Origin of the sequence: Weizmannia sp. FSL W8-0676 (assembly GCF_038593015.1) — a bacterium.
GTDB lineage: Bacteria > Bacillota > Bacilli > Bacillales > Bacillaceae_C > Weizmannia > Weizmannia coagulans.
This window is the reverse complement of record NZ_CP151954.1, coordinates 994,959-1,009,980: the sequence shown is the minus strand read 5'-3', so window position 1 is coordinate 1,009,980 and position 15,022 is coordinate 994,959. Positions and strand designations below refer to the sequence as shown.

The following is a 15,022-nucleotide window of genomic DNA, read 5'->3' as shown; positions in this document are numbered from 1 at the left end:
TCGCAGTTTCAGTATATTAATACATATAGATACTTATAGATAAGGATTTTCTTACATTTTGAAATAAAGGAGAGGGGTCTATGCCCAGGCAATATGATGGTGCCGCCGTTCAGCTGGATGAAATTGACCGCCAAATTATCCAGCTTTTAAACGGAAATGGCAGAATATCGTTTACAGATTTGGCAAAGGAAATCAAACTTTCCCGTGTGGCTGTTCAATCACGCGTCCATTCCCTGGTTGAAGATGGTGTAATTGAATGTTTTACCGCTGTCGTGAACCCTGAAAAAATCGGCCTTCACCAGTCCGCTTTTTTTAATGTTGAAGTAGAGCCGAAACATTTACAGGAAGTGGCCGAAACATTGGCCAAAGATCCGGCGGTTTCAAGCCTTTATCATATGTCAGGCCCCAGCAAACTTCACATGCACGGTTTATTTAAAGACAACGAGGAAATGGAACTGTTTCTTAAAGAGCGGTTATATCCGCTGCCCGGCATTATGAGTGTCGATTGCCAGATTTTACTCAAACGTTATAAAAGCCGGATTGGAATGAAACTGTAAGGGGGTTGCATTGTGGAAAAACAGCAAAATACTTATGCCCAGCTTGCCATGGCAATGCTTAGGACCGGCATTCTCGGCTATGGCGGCGGCCCGTCTGTCATGCCACTTTTCCGGTATGAGGCAGTGACAAGGTACAAATGGCTGGATGACGACGAATTCGGGGAAACATTGGCAATTGCAAACGCGCTGCCGGGCCCGATTGCGACAAAAATGGCCGCTTACCTCGGGTACAAGTTGAAAAAGACAACCGGCGCCGTGTTCGCCATTTTACTCCATATTCTTCCGAGCAGCATCGCCATGATTGCGTTGCTGTCGCTTGTATCGGTACTAAGCCATTCCAAGATTGTGGCCGGAATGATTGCAGGGGTCATGCCGGTTGTTGCCGTCATGCTTGGCCAGATGGCTTACGACTTTGGGGAAAAAACGGTCAAGGGGCTTGGAAAGGTTTTCGGAATCGCCATGTTTGTTATTTCCTTTCTCCTGCTTGAGACGATCCATCTCCACCCGGCTATTGTCATTCTGATTTTTCTTGCGTACGGAAGCATCCACTTTCGTCTCGTTGCAAAATGGGGGAAAAATGAAAAAAAGAAGAAAAGGGATGAAGCGGGATGATCTGGTTCCAGTTAATGCTTGGTTTTTTTATTGCAAATATCCTCGGCTACGGCGGGGGGCCGTCCTCCATTCCGTTGATGTACCATGAAATTGTTACGCATTACGGATGGCTGAATGACAGCGAATTTTCCAATATGCTGGCACTCGGCAATGCGCTCCCGGGCCCGATCGCAACCAAAATTGCCGCATTCGTCGGCTACGGGGCCGGCGGGTGGACAGGGCTGTTAGCGGCTCTTGCCGGAACGATATTGCCGTCTGCCGTGGCGTTGATTGTGTTGCTGAAAGTATTGCACAAATACCGCCAGTCTCTTGTTGTGAAAGGGATGTCCCTGCTTGTGCAGCCGGTCATCACCATTATGATGGTGGTGCTGACGTGGCAGATGGCGAAAAGTTCTTTCAGCCAAATCGGCATCTGGCAGTCACTTGGCATCGCCGCCGTCGCTTTCTGGGCCATGAATATCCGGAAAGTTCACCCTGCCCTTGTTATTTGCGCGGCATTCATCTATGGCGGCATTGTGCTTCAACATATAGTGTAACGGGATAGAAGGAGAAAGTTCCCACACATTTTTCTTTAAAAAACCTGGATGCCTGCTTCATCAGGCATCCAGGTTTTTTACTATGTTCACTTTTCCCGGCCGTTTAGCATTCACAGCTTTTCATGCTGTCCATAAAGGTCTGGAAACGACAGAAGATGTGGCGATGAACGCTGTGGATGCAACTTCAAATGCAGTCAACAATGTGACGGGCGGATCGCAAAACAATAAAAAATAAAAAGTGCCGGGAAATGGGCGCTTTTTACATTCTGCTCGCCACTTCTTTTACAATATCTTCAGCAGACATGCCTTTTGCATCAATGACAGGCGCCTTTGTCATCGTGTCATTGATCCCCATTGCGTTCATCTCGCTGCCAGTTACAACACAGCAGTCACAACCTTGTACATCTTGTTCGTTCTTAATGGTTTTCACTTCATATCCTTTATCGCGCAGCGCTTCCTGGACATTTGTCAAAGCCTCTTCTACACCGATTATTACAGCCATGGTTAACACCTCGCTCTTTTTTATCGTACCCATCTGATTTTAGAAAAAACATGTTTTTTCCCGGCCGCAGACGGATGCTTTTTATTTTTTAATGGTGCTGAGAATCCGGTTGATTTCTGTATCATGTCTCCCGGTTTTACTGAAATAGCCGATATCTTTTTGGCACACGTCAATTCCCGTGCGGCGGCAGCAAAAATATTTTTGTGTTCTTCCGCTTTTCATTTGTATATTTAAAAATCCTCTCCGCATTTTTGAATACATTCATCATGCCCCGTATTGAAAAGCCGCACAGTTTTGCCAACTGTGCGGCTTTTTTGGCGTGCGCCTTTACTTGCCGAGCAATTCGTCCGAAAGCCGGATAAATTCGCGGGCATCTTCTGCCATAAGGTTAATGCCGGCTGCCCAGAAGTCCGGTTTTGTCAGATCAACGCCAAGATGTTTTTTGGCAAGATCTTCCACCTTCATCCGGCCGGTATCGCGCAAAAGGGCAATATATTTGTCTTCAAAGCCATCTGGATTCTTCAAAAATTCGGTGTAAATGCCAAGGCTGAATAAATAACCGAATGTGTACGGAAAGTTGTAGAACGGCACATCGTCAATAAAGAAGTGGAGCTTGCTGCACCAGAAATGCGGGTGGTAGCCGGACAAGCTGCCGGCATACGCTTCTTTTTGTGCCTTTTCCATCAGTTCATTGAGCCTTTGTTCGGACACAATGCCTTTTGAACGCTCTTCGTAAAAACTTTTTTCAAACAGGAAGCGGGCATGGATGTTTAAAAACATAGCCGTTGCATTTTCAAGCTTTGCATTTAATAAAGAAACTTTTTCTTCCTTTGACTTTGCATTGGCGACAGTCGCATTGCCGATGATCGTTTCTGCAAAGGTGCTCGCCGTTTCGGCCACGTTCATCGCGTATTCGCGGTTCAAACGCGGCAAATCGCGCATGACATGGCTGTGGAAGGCGTGGCCAAGTTCGTGCGCCAACGTGCTTGCATCATTTGTGGAGCCGGTAAATGTCATAAAAATCCGCGACTCTTCAAACTCCGGCAGACTGGTACAATAGCCGCCCGGGCGTTTATTCGGCCGGTCTTCCGCCTCTACCCAGCGGTTTTCAAGGGCGTGTTTCGCAAATGCAGACAGTTTCGGCCCGAAAGAAGCAAAATGTTGGATGACAAAATCGCACGCTTCATCATATGTAAATCGGGCCGGTTTCATATCGCCGAGTGCAACCGGCGCATCAACATCCTGCCAGCCGAGTTTTTCCATCCCGAAAATTTTTGCTTTTTGGTTGAGAAAGTCGACAAACGGCTGCTTGTTTTCAGAAACGGCTTTCCACATCGCATGAAGCGTGTCTTCAGACATCCGGTTGTATTCAAGCGGCTCTTCGAGAAAAGACTTCCTGCCATGGGCTTTTTGCAGCGTAATCCGGTACCCGTCCAGGTGGTTGAGCGTATCGGCAAAAACCGGCGCATATTTTTCCCATGCCGCTTCCCAGTTTTCGAACAGCTGTTTGCGCACTTCCGGATCCGGGTCGGCATACATCCGGTTCATCGCCTGGCCGACGGATAAGGATACCGTCTTGCCTTCTTTGTCCGTAAACGGGATTGTCATAACGGAAACAGCTGTGTCATACAATCTGCTCCAGCCGGCCAGCCCGTCCTGGTTGAGATCGGCAATCAGCTTTTCCTCTTCTTCCGACAAGAGCCGTTTTCCTTCATCGCGCGTTTCATTGAGGGCAAAGGAGACTTCGCTCAATTCCTTGTCCTGTAAAAACTTTTTCCAGTCTTCGTCCGAAATGGCCACCAGTTTTTTCTGAAAAGTGGTCCCGAGCTTTTGCATCTCGCTGTACAAATCCATGATTTGGCCCATCACGACATTTGCATAGTCATCATCCATATAGGCATCATGCCACATTTGCACAAATGTCGCAGACTGGCTGAGCCCTTTTTCGATCTCTTCCTGTTTTTTCAGGATGGCTTTAAACGGCTCCGGAGACGGGTCTTTCGAAAATGCCCATCCGTCGAGTCGGCTTTTGTATTGCCCGATTTCTTCTTTCAGCCCGCGCAGTTTTTCCTGCAATTCCGGCGATTTTGTGCCGCCCGGAATAACGGCATCCAGATCCCAAGTATTCTTATATTTCATATTTGCAACTCCTTTCTTTCTTCCATTTTACATGGAACCGCACAAAATACCAATATATTTACAATCACGGTAAAAAATTTCAGGGCCGGATCTTTTTTTGGGGGAATGTTTTGCATTTTTAAAACGCCAAGTGGGCATTTGCATACTTAAAAGGCGCGGCTATATCAACCGCGCCTTTTGTTTAATGCATCCAGGCAAGAGACCCCATCGGATCCCAAGGTTTCAGGGCGATCGGATCTTGTTCCCATACTTTTTGCAATTCCTCCGGCAAATATTTTTTGTCAATGACGATTTGGTACGTATATTCATCCATCCAGGCGTCACTCATGACAAAATAACCGTCTTTGCCCACTTTTTCACCCCAGCTGTTTTCCACTTTCCATCTGTCCGGTTTGCCGTCAACGAGGTTGACACCGGTCAGTACCATTGCATGCGTCATCACACTGTCTTTATAATCGAGGCGTTCTGCTTTGGTCATTCCGAACGAGAATCCGAAAGCTTTTTCCAAATCAAAAAGGCCGGTATCCATGATGCCTTCATTCCGGTCTGATGATGCTGCAACATCACAGCCGAACCAGACGCTGCGGTTATCCTTCAGCTGTTTTACGGCCAGCGATTTAAAGGTTTCGATATCGACATTTAAATATTTGACCGGTTTGCCGCCAACCACATTGCCCAAATACTGCACCGTATACGTTTTGCCGTACGGTTTGTCGCTTGTCGGCGCATTGATAATGCTAATGTAATTGTCGAGGTCAAACCCGACGTATTTCTCAAAAAATGCCTGCGGGGTGATATTTTGCTCGCGATGGAACAGTTTGTCGGTATCGCGGAATTCAAAATCAAAGGTCTTCGGCGGCTCACCGAGTGCAAAGGCCAGCAATTTGTAAACTTCTGCAAGCATGCCTTCTTTCGCCTGCCGCAATTCTTCTTCCGGCTGTCCTGCTGCGTGCATTTTTCTTAGTTTCACCGCATCTTCGCGGAGCTTGGCATTTAAAAGCGAATTGAGTTCGCGCGAGTTGCTGCTGTTAAAGGTTTCCGGCATAACCTGTTTTGGCACAACGCCGTATTTTTTAATGAGCGCGACGAGCATATCCCACTGTCCGCCGTCCTGCTGCGGGGTTTCAAGTAGCCAGGAAATGAGCCGTCCTTCCAGAGGTTCGTCTGCGGTTTCAATCATTGTTTCCAGGAAGTAATTGGCTTTTTCAAATTTGTCCCAGAAAAACGTATAGTTTTGTGAAAGCTCAAAGTCTTTCAATCTGAATTTGGCATTCAACTTATGCGTAAACGTGTTTAAGGCGGCAAACATCCAGCAGCGCCCGCTTTGTTTCTGGTTTGATACTTTCCCCGTTTCAATTTCGTGGGAGAATACGTGATTCATAGAAACAACAGCATCATTGTTGATTGCCGCGGCCTTTATCCCGTTTTTCATCATTGCATTTTGAATCACTTTGTTTTGCGGCAGTTCGCGGATTTGTCGGGAAAACCGCTCCGCCATTTCCCGTGTAATGTCTTTTGCCATTTAAATCTTCCTTTCCATTAAGTTCTTTTTTATTATACACCTTTTTCAATCAGATAAGACAATTTTGCATTTTTGAAAAGCCTGCAATTCTGAAACGGGACACAATTGGGCGATATTTCCTTTTCACTTTTCCACTTGTTCGTCCCGCTGTTCGGTGAGGAAGGCTTTTTCGTCTGTTCCTTTCACACATTTTTTTAAATTATGGTATGCTGTTTTACGAGAAAGACTCAAACGGGGTGATGGCAGATGAGTGAAGAAAAAGATTATGAAACAAAAGGTTATGATACAAGCATTGTTTATGATTATAAAGAGATGCCCGACGTCCACCCAGGGCGCTGTGACAATTGCGGTTACAGCCACTTTAAGTCATCGGTCAAACATGGCGTGTTCCTGCGTGAATGCCGGAGATGCGGGATGAAAAAGAGTATCTAACGTTTCAATAAAGCGGATTTCCTGCAAATGGAAAATCCGCTTTTATTCAGTTGGAAGGATATTTCAGCCGGCAGCCGATGCCGCGAAACATCCGGACTGGGCCTTGTGCAAGCAGAAGCGCCTGTCCGTACCGGTGCGTATCAAGCAAAATATGTTTATAAACATTTTCCAGACAATCCGCCTTGCGCGAGCTTTGCCACCAGGGCATAAAATATCCGGGGCAGCCCCCGGACCTTCATCGTAAATCTATGTAATGCAGCTTTATTTGCTGAACCAAATAAAGTAACCGGCAAGCACCATGACGACAAGAAAAAGCACTATGGTACCAAAGACGACTCTTTTTGATTTCAAAATAAAATGCTCCCCTCTGACGGACTTTCTGTTACATTCAGTTTACCCAACGAGGGGAGAATTCAAACTGGCAGGATTAGGCTTCTTTTGACATTTGCAGCGCCTTCAGAATGGTTTTCAACGAATTGCTTTTGCCGTAAAGCAGCACGCCGCCGCGGTAGATGCGCGCACCTGCTATCGCCATGAAAACAATCGTGACAACCATAACCGCCACGCCCGAAAGCCCTGCCCATACTGGCAAGTCGAGCATGCCGACCCGCAAAAACATCAGCATCGGCGTAAAAAACGGAATGTACGAAAGAACGGTAATATAGCCGGCAGAAGGGTTTCCAAGCCCTGCCATCGCAAGGAAAAAACCGATCATCACAAGAAACGTCATCGGCATCATCATCTGCTGGGCATCTTCAATCCGGCTGACAAGCGAGCCGAGAAAAGCTGCTAACGTGGCATACAGCAAATACCCGAGCAGGAAAAACACCACGGCATACACAATCGTTGAAACCTTTATATCCGAAAATCCAAACACAGAAAAAAAGCCGCCCGTCAAGTGATTGATATTTTGTTTGATAGTGGCGTAAGCGGCGGCAAGGAGCACCGCCATCTGTGTCAAACCGAGCAGGGCGCCGCTGATGATTTTCGCAAACATCTGCTGCACAGGCGGCACGCTCGAAATTAAGATTTCCATCACGCGTGAAGCTTTTTCAGTCGCCACTTCCATCCCGACCGCACTGGCGTAAAAAATGACCGCAAAATAAATCGCAAACAGCAAAATATAGACAAGCCCCCTCGCCTGCGCCAGTTCTGCTTCGGATTTTGCAGCCCGCTCCAGATTTACGCTCTTAAAAGATGCGGGACTGTTTAAAAGTGAAAGCTCTGCAGGCGAAAGCTTCAGTTTTCCTGCCGCCATATTGCTTTTTACAGCCTGCAGTGCCTGCTCCAAACTGTCCGTAGTCCCGGTATCGGCAAGATTTGGGGCTTTATAGACTGCTTTCGGCATACCTGCTGCATCAAGCGATAAAACAACATACCCTTCATATTTTTCCTTTAATACTTCTTTCCGCAACGCACTTTCGCTTTTTTCGGCCTGCACAAGCCGGATATCTTTATCAACGGTTTTTAATTGCTGCTTAAGCGGCCCGTACAGCGTGTTTGTCTCATCCAGAACCGCAACCTTTTTCTGCTCGCTGCCGGCAAACATATCGATCATCCGGTTAATGTTTCCCATCAGAAGGACAGCAACGAGCAAAATGGCCGTCGTGATCACGAAGGATTTTGTTTTTAGTTTTGACATGTAGGCATGGCCGATTAAAATGCCGAACCTATTCATAGGAAGCCCCCACCTTTTCTATAAAAATATCATTAAGAGACGGTTCTTCAAGCGCAAATTTACGGATGAAACCTTTTCCGTTGATTTCATCCAAAATTTTTTGCGCCGCTTCCATCCGGTCAATTTGCAGCTCTGCCCCGAGCGCCGTTTTCTTAAATCGTATGACACCCGGGAAGGCACGTAAAAATGCCAGATCAAAATCAGCATGGATCACGACATTTTGTTTCCCAAATGCACGTTTGACCTCTCTCAGTTCACCATGCACAACCGGGCTGCCATGATGCATAATGCACAAATGCTCGCAAAGTTCTTCAACATGTTCCATCCGGTGGCTTGAAAACACAATGGTCGCGCCCTGATCCCGCAGTTCTGCGACCGCTGTTTTTAACGTTTCCACATTGACCGGGTCAAGACCGCTGAAAGGCTCATCTAAAATCAGCAGCTTCGGCTTATGTAGAACAGCAGCGATAAACTGGATCTTCTGCTGGTTTCCTTTTGACAGTTCTTCCACCCGTTTATCCAAATATTCTTCGACATGAAAACGGCCAAGCCAGTATTTTAGTTCTTTTACCGCATCCTGCTTGCCCATCCCGCGCAGCCGTGCAAGATAAACAAGCTGGTCTTTTACTTTTAATTTTGGATACAGCCCGCGTTCTTCCGGCAAATACCCGATTTCCGGGCTCAATGTGTAATCCATTTTGCGCCCGTTCCAGGTGATGTTTCCTTCATTTGGCTTTAATAAACCAAGGATCATCCGGAAAGTCGTCGTTTTTCCGGCTCCGTTTGCCCCTAAGAAACCGAACAGCTCCTTTTCCGGGATTATTAACGACAAATCGTTTACCGCGGTAAACGCTCCAAATTTTTTCGTCACATGTTCCAGTATCAAGGACATGATTCCCCCTCCTCTGTTCGTACTTACGCAAACCAGCCGGAAAGGTTTCAAAAAACTGCAGGAATTTTCCCCTGATGATCCATACATTTTAAAAAAAGTAGCTTTTTTCAATGACTTGTTACTACCCATTTGATGGATGAGTTTTTATAAATTTTCAGTTATATAAAGAAAAAATTATTGCTCTGTTGCCTGCTACAAAAAGTCATCGTCATGCAAATTGGTGCCCGGGCTTGATGCAAACTGAAGTTCATTTTTATATAGCTGGCTTTGTACATTTGACAAACAGTGTTTTCAAAAAAAGCAGCGGGTTTTTCTATATTTTCCCGCCGCTTTTTTTGAAATTAATAAGCCGTCCACCCAGCATCTGCCGTAATCACAGCACCATTTACGAAGGAAGCATCGTCTGAAGCAAGGAACAGGGCGACAGTCGCAATTTCTTCCGGTTTTCCGTTTCTCGGGTTGATTGCCGACCCGGACATTGCCCGCTCAAGCCCGAAAGCATTTGGCTCGCTCATGGTTGTGCCGATATTCGTTTCCACCCCGCCTGGCGCAATCGCATTGCAGCGGATCCCTTTCAGTGTGTATTGAAATCCGACATTTTTCGTCAACCCGATCACCGCGTGTTTGGATGCCGTATAAGCGGCGCCGGCCTGCGACCCGTTCAGCCCGCCGACAGAAGCGACATTGATAATGACGCCGTTTCCTTTTTCAATAAAGATCGGGAGTGATTTGCGGATCGTACGCATCGGCCCGGTTGTGTTGACAGCAAACACCCTTTCCCACAGGGCGTCTGTCAGATCCCCCGCCGGCACCATATTTATTCATGATCCCCGCATTGTTGACAAGAATATCGAGCGTTCCATACTCTTTCACAGCGGTATCCATCAAATGTTGCACATCTTCTTCGCTCGCCACATTGGCTTGGACTGCCAGAGCCGTGCCGCCTGCAGCTTCTATTTCAGCAACCGTCTGCTGCACACCTTCCAAATTGAGGTCGGATGCCACCACCTTTGCTCCTTCTTTTGCGTAAAGAGCTGCAATCGCCTTGCCCATACCGGAGGCAGCACCTGTTACAACCGCAGCTTTTCCATCCAGTTTTGCCATCATTCCCGCTCCTTTATGAATGCGCTTCCATTTATTCGTGAAGGCGCTCACAAATATTATATCCTATCGCTATTCATCTTCCAAACTTTTTAAAGACGAACCTCAGTTGTAAAAGTTAAATAGAAGTCAAAATTGAAAAATTGCCCCAAACGTCGGGTAATATCGGGTAAGAACCAAGGTGCTTCTCTTGCCTTGCAGAAAGACTAGAAGGTAGCTTCGATTAGTCTTCTTCTGCGACAGAAAAAGTATTATCGAATGAAATGACAGACACTTTTTTCCCCTTTTTTTCATAGATAGTCATAGCACCTTCCCGGTCAATTTGCTTCCATCCGCACCACTGGATTTCCTTCCGATAAACATAGGGGAGCCCGTTCACTTCACTTGCTTCCCACCATTTATACATTTCTACGGACTGTTTATCCTTTACAAGCTTTGCGCTTACAGGAATAGGAAAACCAAAAAACTTTGCAGATTGCCGGAAAGCAAAGGCATAGATCCCTGCAGCCAGCAATAGCAGTAAAACAAAAGTTAACACATATTTCCGTTTCTTTATCAAAAAGACTCCCCCTGTTTTTAGACGAAAATTCAGAATCATATTTATTATAACTTATTCATTCTTTCCGGTCGAGAAACTTCAGGCTTCAGCTACCCCAATTACCGTCTTGTTAAGGTTTTCACATCTATTTTTTGGTAGCGCGGCACGAATAGAACAGGGACCTGGCAAAAGTTTTTGATTCAGTCTTTATGCAGGCTCCAAATAAAACTTCATCGTCTTTATGAAGAAAATATACATAAAAAAACGCCAGCCACTCCCTCGATTTATGCCGATTTAAATCGAAAAATCGGAGAAGCAGCCAGCACTCAGCTAAATTTTGTTTTATAATTTACCTGTTTCATATGCCTGTTTTCCGAGCAAAATCGCCCCTGTAATGCCGGCGTCGTTGCCAAGGCCCGGGGACGTAATATATTCGGACAGCGGTTCAGGCAGCTTGATATAACCGTTGATCAGCTCATCCAGCCTTTTGTAGATCAGCGGGAACAATTGCTGTTGGTGCATTACCCCGCCGCCCATGATGATTTTTTTCGGCGACACAATTAAAACGTATTGCATGAGCGCCTGTGCCAGATAATCTGCTTCCATTTCCCAGACTTCCGGGCGGTCTGAGAGCTCTTTTCCTTTCTGCCCCCACCGCGCTTCGATTGCCGGACCGGCTGCGAGTCCTTCGAGGCAGTCATGATGGTAAGGGCATGCCCCTTCATAATGGTCATCCGGATGGCGGCGCACCAATATATGCCCCATTTCCGGGTGCGACCATCCTTCAAGAAGATTGCCTTTTACAACGGCTCCAGCCCCGATGCCGGTACCAACTGTAATGTACAGGCAGCTGTCCAGCCCTTTCGCCGCGCCAAGCACCGACTCCCCGAGTGCAGCCCCGTTCACATCTGTCGTAAAGCCGGCCGGAACGCCCAATGCTTTCTCTATCGTTTGTTTAATGGGATAATTTTGCCAGGCCGTTTTCGGTGTTGTTGTAATGTATCCATATGTATCGCTTTCCGGATTGACGTCAATCGGCCCAAATGAGGCAATGCCGATTGCTTTTGTCTCAAACTTTGAAAAAAATCCGATTACATCTTTCACCGTTTCTTCCGGATCGCGCGTCGGGAGCTCAACTCTTTCCTGAATTTTCCCGGTTTCATCTCCCGTTGCGCAAACAAATTTTGTACCGCCTGCTTCCACTCCGCCAAAAAGCATGGTGATTCCCCCTCAATAGAATTGGTTTAATGAGCCTCTCCGTTCATAACGGAAAGGTAAATATCTCTCATTCTAGTATACCGTTTTCTTCAATTGGGTTAAGTGTTTATGATCGGAACCCGCATAAATTGTGACAAATTTGTTTCTCATTTTTTTCTCATTTTTTCTTCATGGCTTTTTAGTGTAAGAGGGTTATATTGTAGCTGTAGCAAGGAAAAAGCAACAAACCCTTAAGTTTCTAGATACCCCCCCTTAATGTCTAGAAAAAACTCCCCTTACCAACCGGCATTGTGCCGGTTTTTTTTCGCAATAAAGCCGGCGCAATCAGATGCCCCGGCCCGTAAACCTGCTTTATATCTCCTCGTCGTCCTCTTCATCCCAGCCGTCTTCCAAATTTTCATCGTCCAGATCCCAATCTTCCCAATCCCCTGCTGTGTCCAGTTTGAACAAATCTAACAGGCGCTTGAACATTTGCGGTGTCTCCCTTCTTTTTCCTTATATGATTTACAGGTTAAAACCAATTTATACGGTATAAGAAAGAGGCCGGGCGAAAAAATATACATAGAAGCAAACCCGGGGGTGACGATATGGAAACCTGGTTTTATCTCCATGTGATGAACACGTTATACTTTGTATTTTTTATGTTTGTAGTGCCGCCTGCCATCGCAGCCATGTTTTGCAGGCCCGAAATCAAAAAATATTTGGAAAAGAGGAAAGAAGGAAAGCCATGAAAAACGATGGTAAAAGAACTTCTGAAGGGTTAAACGAATGGTTTGAAATGATCAACGCAAAAGGGGATAAAGGAGAAATCGCGCAGATCGTGGAAAAATACAAGGCACAGGCCGGGGACAGCAACGATGCTGCCCCTCAAGACAAGGAGTAGGATTTCAACAAAAATCGACAATTCTCATCAAAAACTTATTTTTCTTTCATGATCTTTTAGGAAAAAACCCGTACTATTATACCTGTAGCAAGGACAAGTTACAAAACCCTATACCAACTAGACAACCCCCCCTTTTTGTTGTCTAGCAATACCCCCTTAAAGACCGGCTTTTGCCGGTCTTTTTATTTTGGCTACAATCAAAATGAAACGAAGGGCGTGAGAACCATTAAAGCGGTGGTGAAATTTTGCCTGACTCTCGTATTGGCGTATTTGATCAACCAACTGATATCCCGGTTGTTTGCCTACTATCTCCCGGACGAAGGCGCTGGCGCGATCTTTATCCCGATTCTGATATTCTCATTTGATCTGTTGGCCGGATATGCAATTGCATGCTTTATTTTTAAGGTTGCTGCAAAAAAATAGTCCGGGGCACCGTTATTCGGCATCCCGGACAAGGACATAGCGGTCTTCAATCGTTTTTGGCGATACGAGATTGCCAGTGCCGAGCATGATGCTTTCGTTTTGGACTGCGACCACCATGGCAAGTGTTTCATGCTGCTTTTCTTTATATACTTGCCCGATTTTGATTTTCATGGAACCCCACCTCTATTATAAGTGCGTACGGCGTTTTTTCTGTTCTTGTATCACTTTATTCCGCTCGCCGCCGTCTGAAAGTTCTTCGTATTGAAATTCTGTTTCATCGCTTTGTTCCGCAAGCAAATCAGCGGAAGCCTGGTGGTTGTTTGGTGCAGCTTGTTCATTCCATTTCACACGGATCGCCTCCTTTCTTTTAATATGCGTCCGCTTCCGGAAAAACATGCGCGCCGGATTGTCGTTTCCATTTTTTGCGTTCCCGGCTTCGGCAGGGTCATCCCCAACATGCAGCCGGGTACTGCGCACTTTTTTCCGGCATTCAAACTTGGAATTGTGCCCCTGCGCTTGCCCAAAATTAACCGTTTTCCTGCATCCGGTGCGGCCGCGTTGCCGGATTCTGGATGTTTTTCGTATGGGCTGGTAAACTGAATTTACAGGCAGCGGGTTGTGTAAATTTTTTCCGGGACGGCGGGGCATCCCCATCTTAAGAAGGAGGTTTTCATCGTATGGAAATTGAAAGAGGCACGATTAAAGATATCCCGTTTGAAAGCAGGGAGCTCGGGGAAACGCTCAATCTCTGGGTATACTTGCCGGCGCGTTTTTCCCCGCTTTATCAATATGCCGTATGCATATGCCAGGACGGAAAAGACTTCTTCCAGCTCGGCCGGATTGCACGTGCCGCGGATGAACTGCTTGCAAAAGGCGAAATTGAAAACTTGATTATTGTCGGGATCCCTTATGCGGATATCCCAGACAGGCGCCGGAAATACCATCCTGACGGCGAGCAACATGCCGCTTATATCCGGTTCTTGGCGCATGAACTTGCCCCTTTCCTTGACCGTGAGTTTCCGACTGCACAAATGGCATCGGGCCGGGCGCTGGCAGGAGACTCACTGGCGGCAACCGTCTCGCTCATGGCGGCATTCAAGTACCCCCATACATTTGGAAAAGCCGCATTAATGTCGCCGCTCGTGAATGAAAAAGTGATGGAAGCTGCTAAACAATGTACGGATCCAAAGCTGATGGACATTTACCATATTGTCGGAAAAGAGGAGACGGAAGTAAAAACGACCGACGGCAAGATCCAGAATTTTATCACGCCGAACCGAACCCTGCATCAAATCCTGGAAGAAAAAAGGGTCCCCGGATTTTATGACGAATTTGACGGCGTCCACTCCTGGAAGTACTGGCAAAAAGATTTGCCGCGTGCCCTCAAGTACCTGTTTAAAAAAGATTAATTTTCGGCCATTTTTCTGATAAAATTGTATCATAACGGCTTAATATCCAGAAAGAGGAGGCCATTTTATGAAATATGCGCTTGTTGTCTTTCCGTCAAAAAAACTGCAGGACCTTGTCAACTCCTATCGGAAACGCTATGATCCGAAATACGCGCTGATTCCGCCGCATATTACGCTAAAAGCAGCGTTCGAGGCATCCGAAGAAGAGGCGGAAGTTTTTCGCGGGCAACTGAAGGAAATTTCCCAAAAATACAACCCGTTTTTGTTGAAAGTAACAAAAGTGAAATCTTTTGAACCTGTCAGCAATACGATTTATTTTAAAGTTGAACCAACGCCGGAATTGGAAGGGCTTTTCGCGGATTTCAGGGACCGTCTGCCGGGCGGGCCGCCTCCGTACCCGTTTGTGCCGCATATTACCATCGGACAGGAGTTGTCTAAAGAGGAACACGCCGATGTGTTCCGTCAGCTGGAAATGGTTGGCATTGACCACGAGGAAAAGGTAAACCGGTTCCATCTTTTATATCAGCTTGAAAACGGGGTTTGGACCGTTTATGAGACCTATCATCTCGGAAAGGATTAA

17 protein-coding genes and 1 pseudogene are annotated in these 15,022 nt (G+C 46.4%); 8 read left to right on the top strand and 10 right to left on the bottom strand.

Going from position 1 to position 15,022, the window contains the following annotated elements:
- Nucleotides 1-80: 80 nt before the first annotated feature.
- From NST20_RS04790 to NST20_RS04780, 3 genes are read left to right on the top strand one after another with little or no spacing between them, the layout of a single operon-like run.
- Nucleotides 81-557, top strand: a complete 477-nt coding sequence (locus NST20_RS04790; protein WP_342400179.1) for an Lrp/AsnC family transcriptional regulator — start codon at nucleotides 81-83, stop codon at nucleotides 555-557.
- Nucleotides 558-569: 12 nt separating this feature from the next.
- On the top strand, nucleotides 570-1,169 hold the full coding sequence (locus tag NST20_RS04785) for a chromate transporter (protein WP_035190290.1): 600 nt from the start codon (nucleotides 570-572) through the stop codon (nucleotides 1,167-1,169).
- Nucleotides 1,166-1,705 (top strand): chromate transporter, encoded by a 540-nt coding sequence (locus NST20_RS04780; protein WP_340702460.1) that lies wholly within the window; start codon nucleotides 1,166-1,168, stop codon nucleotides 1,703-1,705. The genes NST20_RS04785 and NST20_RS04780 overlap by 4 nt, the downstream gene beginning before the upstream one ends.
- A gap of 259 nt (nucleotides 1,706-1,964) precedes the next feature.
- Here NST20_RS04780 and NST20_RS04775 read toward each other — a convergent pair whose 3' ends face one another.
- The 3 genes from NST20_RS04775 to NST20_RS04765 all read right to left on the bottom strand — a co-directional run bounded on the left by NST20_RS04775 (nucleotide 1,965) and on the right by NST20_RS04765 (nucleotide 5,868).
- Nucleotides 1,965-2,207, bottom strand: coding sequence for a YkuS family protein (locus NST20_RS04775; protein ID WP_014095682.1), 243 nt, complete (start codon nucleotides 2,205-2,207; stop codon nucleotides 1,965-1,967).
- A 327-nt stretch (nucleotides 2,208-2,534) separates the two neighbouring features.
- Nucleotides 2,535-4,346: a M3 family oligoendopeptidase gene (locus NST20_RS04770; protein WP_029141784.1), complete on the bottom strand. Its 1,812-nt coding sequence runs from the start codon at nucleotides 4,344-4,346 to the stop codon at nucleotides 2,535-2,537.
- 181 nt (nucleotides 4,347-4,527) lie between these two features.
- Nucleotides 4,528-5,868 (bottom strand): C1 family peptidase, encoded by a 1,341-nt coding sequence (locus NST20_RS04765; RefSeq protein ID WP_342400178.1) that lies wholly within the window; start codon nucleotides 5,866-5,868, stop codon nucleotides 4,528-4,530.
- Nucleotides 5,869-6,114: 246 nt separating this feature from the next.
- On the opposite strand from NST20_RS04765, the gene NST20_RS04760 reads away from it, so the two are divergent.
- Nucleotides 6,115-6,300 (top strand): hypothetical protein, encoded by a 186-nt coding sequence (locus NST20_RS04760; RefSeq protein WP_013858831.1) that lies wholly within the window; start codon nucleotides 6,115-6,117, stop codon nucleotides 6,298-6,300.
- A gap of 427 nt (nucleotides 6,301-6,727) precedes the next feature.
- On the opposite strand, the gene NST20_RS04755 is transcribed toward NST20_RS04760, so the two are convergent.
- From NST20_RS04755 to NST20_RS04735, 5 genes and pseudogenes are all read right to left on the bottom strand, one after another.
- Nucleotides 6,728-7,978 (bottom strand): ABC transporter permease, encoded by a 1,251-nt coding sequence (locus NST20_RS04755; protein ID WP_118498023.1) that lies wholly within the window; start codon nucleotides 7,976-7,978, stop codon nucleotides 6,728-6,730.
- A complete protein-coding gene (locus NST20_RS04750) occupies nucleotides 7,971-8,870 on the bottom strand; it encodes an ABC transporter ATP-binding protein (RefSeq protein WP_342400177.1) in 900 nt (299 codons plus the stop codon). The genes NST20_RS04755 and NST20_RS04750 overlap by 8 nt, the downstream gene beginning before the upstream one ends.
- Nucleotides 8,871-9,211: 341 nt before the next feature.
- Nucleotides 9,212-9,974 (bottom strand): annotated as a pseudogene (locus tag NST20_RS04745) (SDR family oxidoreductase).
- A gap of 220 nt (nucleotides 9,975-10,194) precedes the next feature.
- Entirely contained in the window at nucleotides 10,195-10,530 is a 336-nt protein-coding gene (locus tag NST20_RS04740; protein WP_014095689.1) for a hypothetical protein, read from the bottom strand.
- 321 nt (nucleotides 10,531-10,851) lie between these two features.
- The gene (locus NST20_RS04735; RefSeq protein ID WP_013858826.1) at nucleotides 10,852-11,727 is read right to left on the bottom strand and encodes an ROK family protein; all 876 of its coding nucleotides are present in this window, start codon (nucleotides 11,725-11,727) and stop codon (nucleotides 10,852-10,854) included.
- 587 nt (nucleotides 11,728-12,314) lie between these two features.
- Between NST20_RS04735 and NST20_RS04730 the strand changes: the two genes are divergently transcribed.
- Nucleotides 12,315-12,458, top strand: a complete 144-nt coding sequence (locus tag NST20_RS04730; protein WP_342400176.1) for a hypothetical protein — start codon at nucleotides 12,315-12,317, stop codon at nucleotides 12,456-12,458.
- Nucleotides 12,455-12,610 carry a hypothetical protein gene (locus NST20_RS04725; protein WP_013858824.1) on the top strand — a complete coding sequence of 52 codons (156 nt, stop codon included), beginning with the start codon at nucleotides 12,455-12,457 and terminating at the stop codon, nucleotides 12,608-12,610. The genes NST20_RS04730 and NST20_RS04725 overlap by 4 nt, the downstream gene beginning before the upstream one ends.
- Nucleotides 12,611-13,045: 435 nt before the next feature.
- On the opposite strand, the gene NST20_RS04720 is transcribed toward NST20_RS04725, so the two are convergent.
- Both NST20_RS04720 and NST20_RS04715 read right to left on the bottom strand, forming a co-directional pair.
- Entirely contained in the window at nucleotides 13,046-13,204 is a 159-nt protein-coding gene (locus NST20_RS04720) for a hypothetical protein (protein ID WP_013858822.1), read from the bottom strand.
- A gap of 15 nt (nucleotides 13,205-13,219) precedes the next feature.
- Nucleotides 13,220-13,381 carry a hypothetical protein gene (locus tag NST20_RS04715; protein ID WP_342400175.1) on the bottom strand — a complete coding sequence of 54 codons (162 nt, stop codon included), beginning with the start codon at nucleotides 13,379-13,381 and terminating at the stop codon, nucleotides 13,220-13,222.
- Nucleotides 13,382-13,710: 329 nt separating this feature from the next.
- Here NST20_RS04715 and NST20_RS04710 point away from each other — a divergent pair, with 329 nt between their 5' ends.
- Nucleotides 13,711-14,442 carry an alpha/beta hydrolase-fold protein gene (locus NST20_RS04710; protein ID WP_342400174.1) on the top strand — a complete coding sequence of 244 codons (732 nt, stop codon included), beginning with the start codon at nucleotides 13,711-13,713 and terminating at the stop codon, nucleotides 14,440-14,442.
- A 67-nt stretch (nucleotides 14,443-14,509) separates the two neighbouring features.
- Entirely contained in the window at nucleotides 14,510-15,022 is a 513-nt protein-coding gene (locus NST20_RS04705; RefSeq protein ID WP_342400173.1) for a 2'-5' RNA ligase family protein, read from the top strand.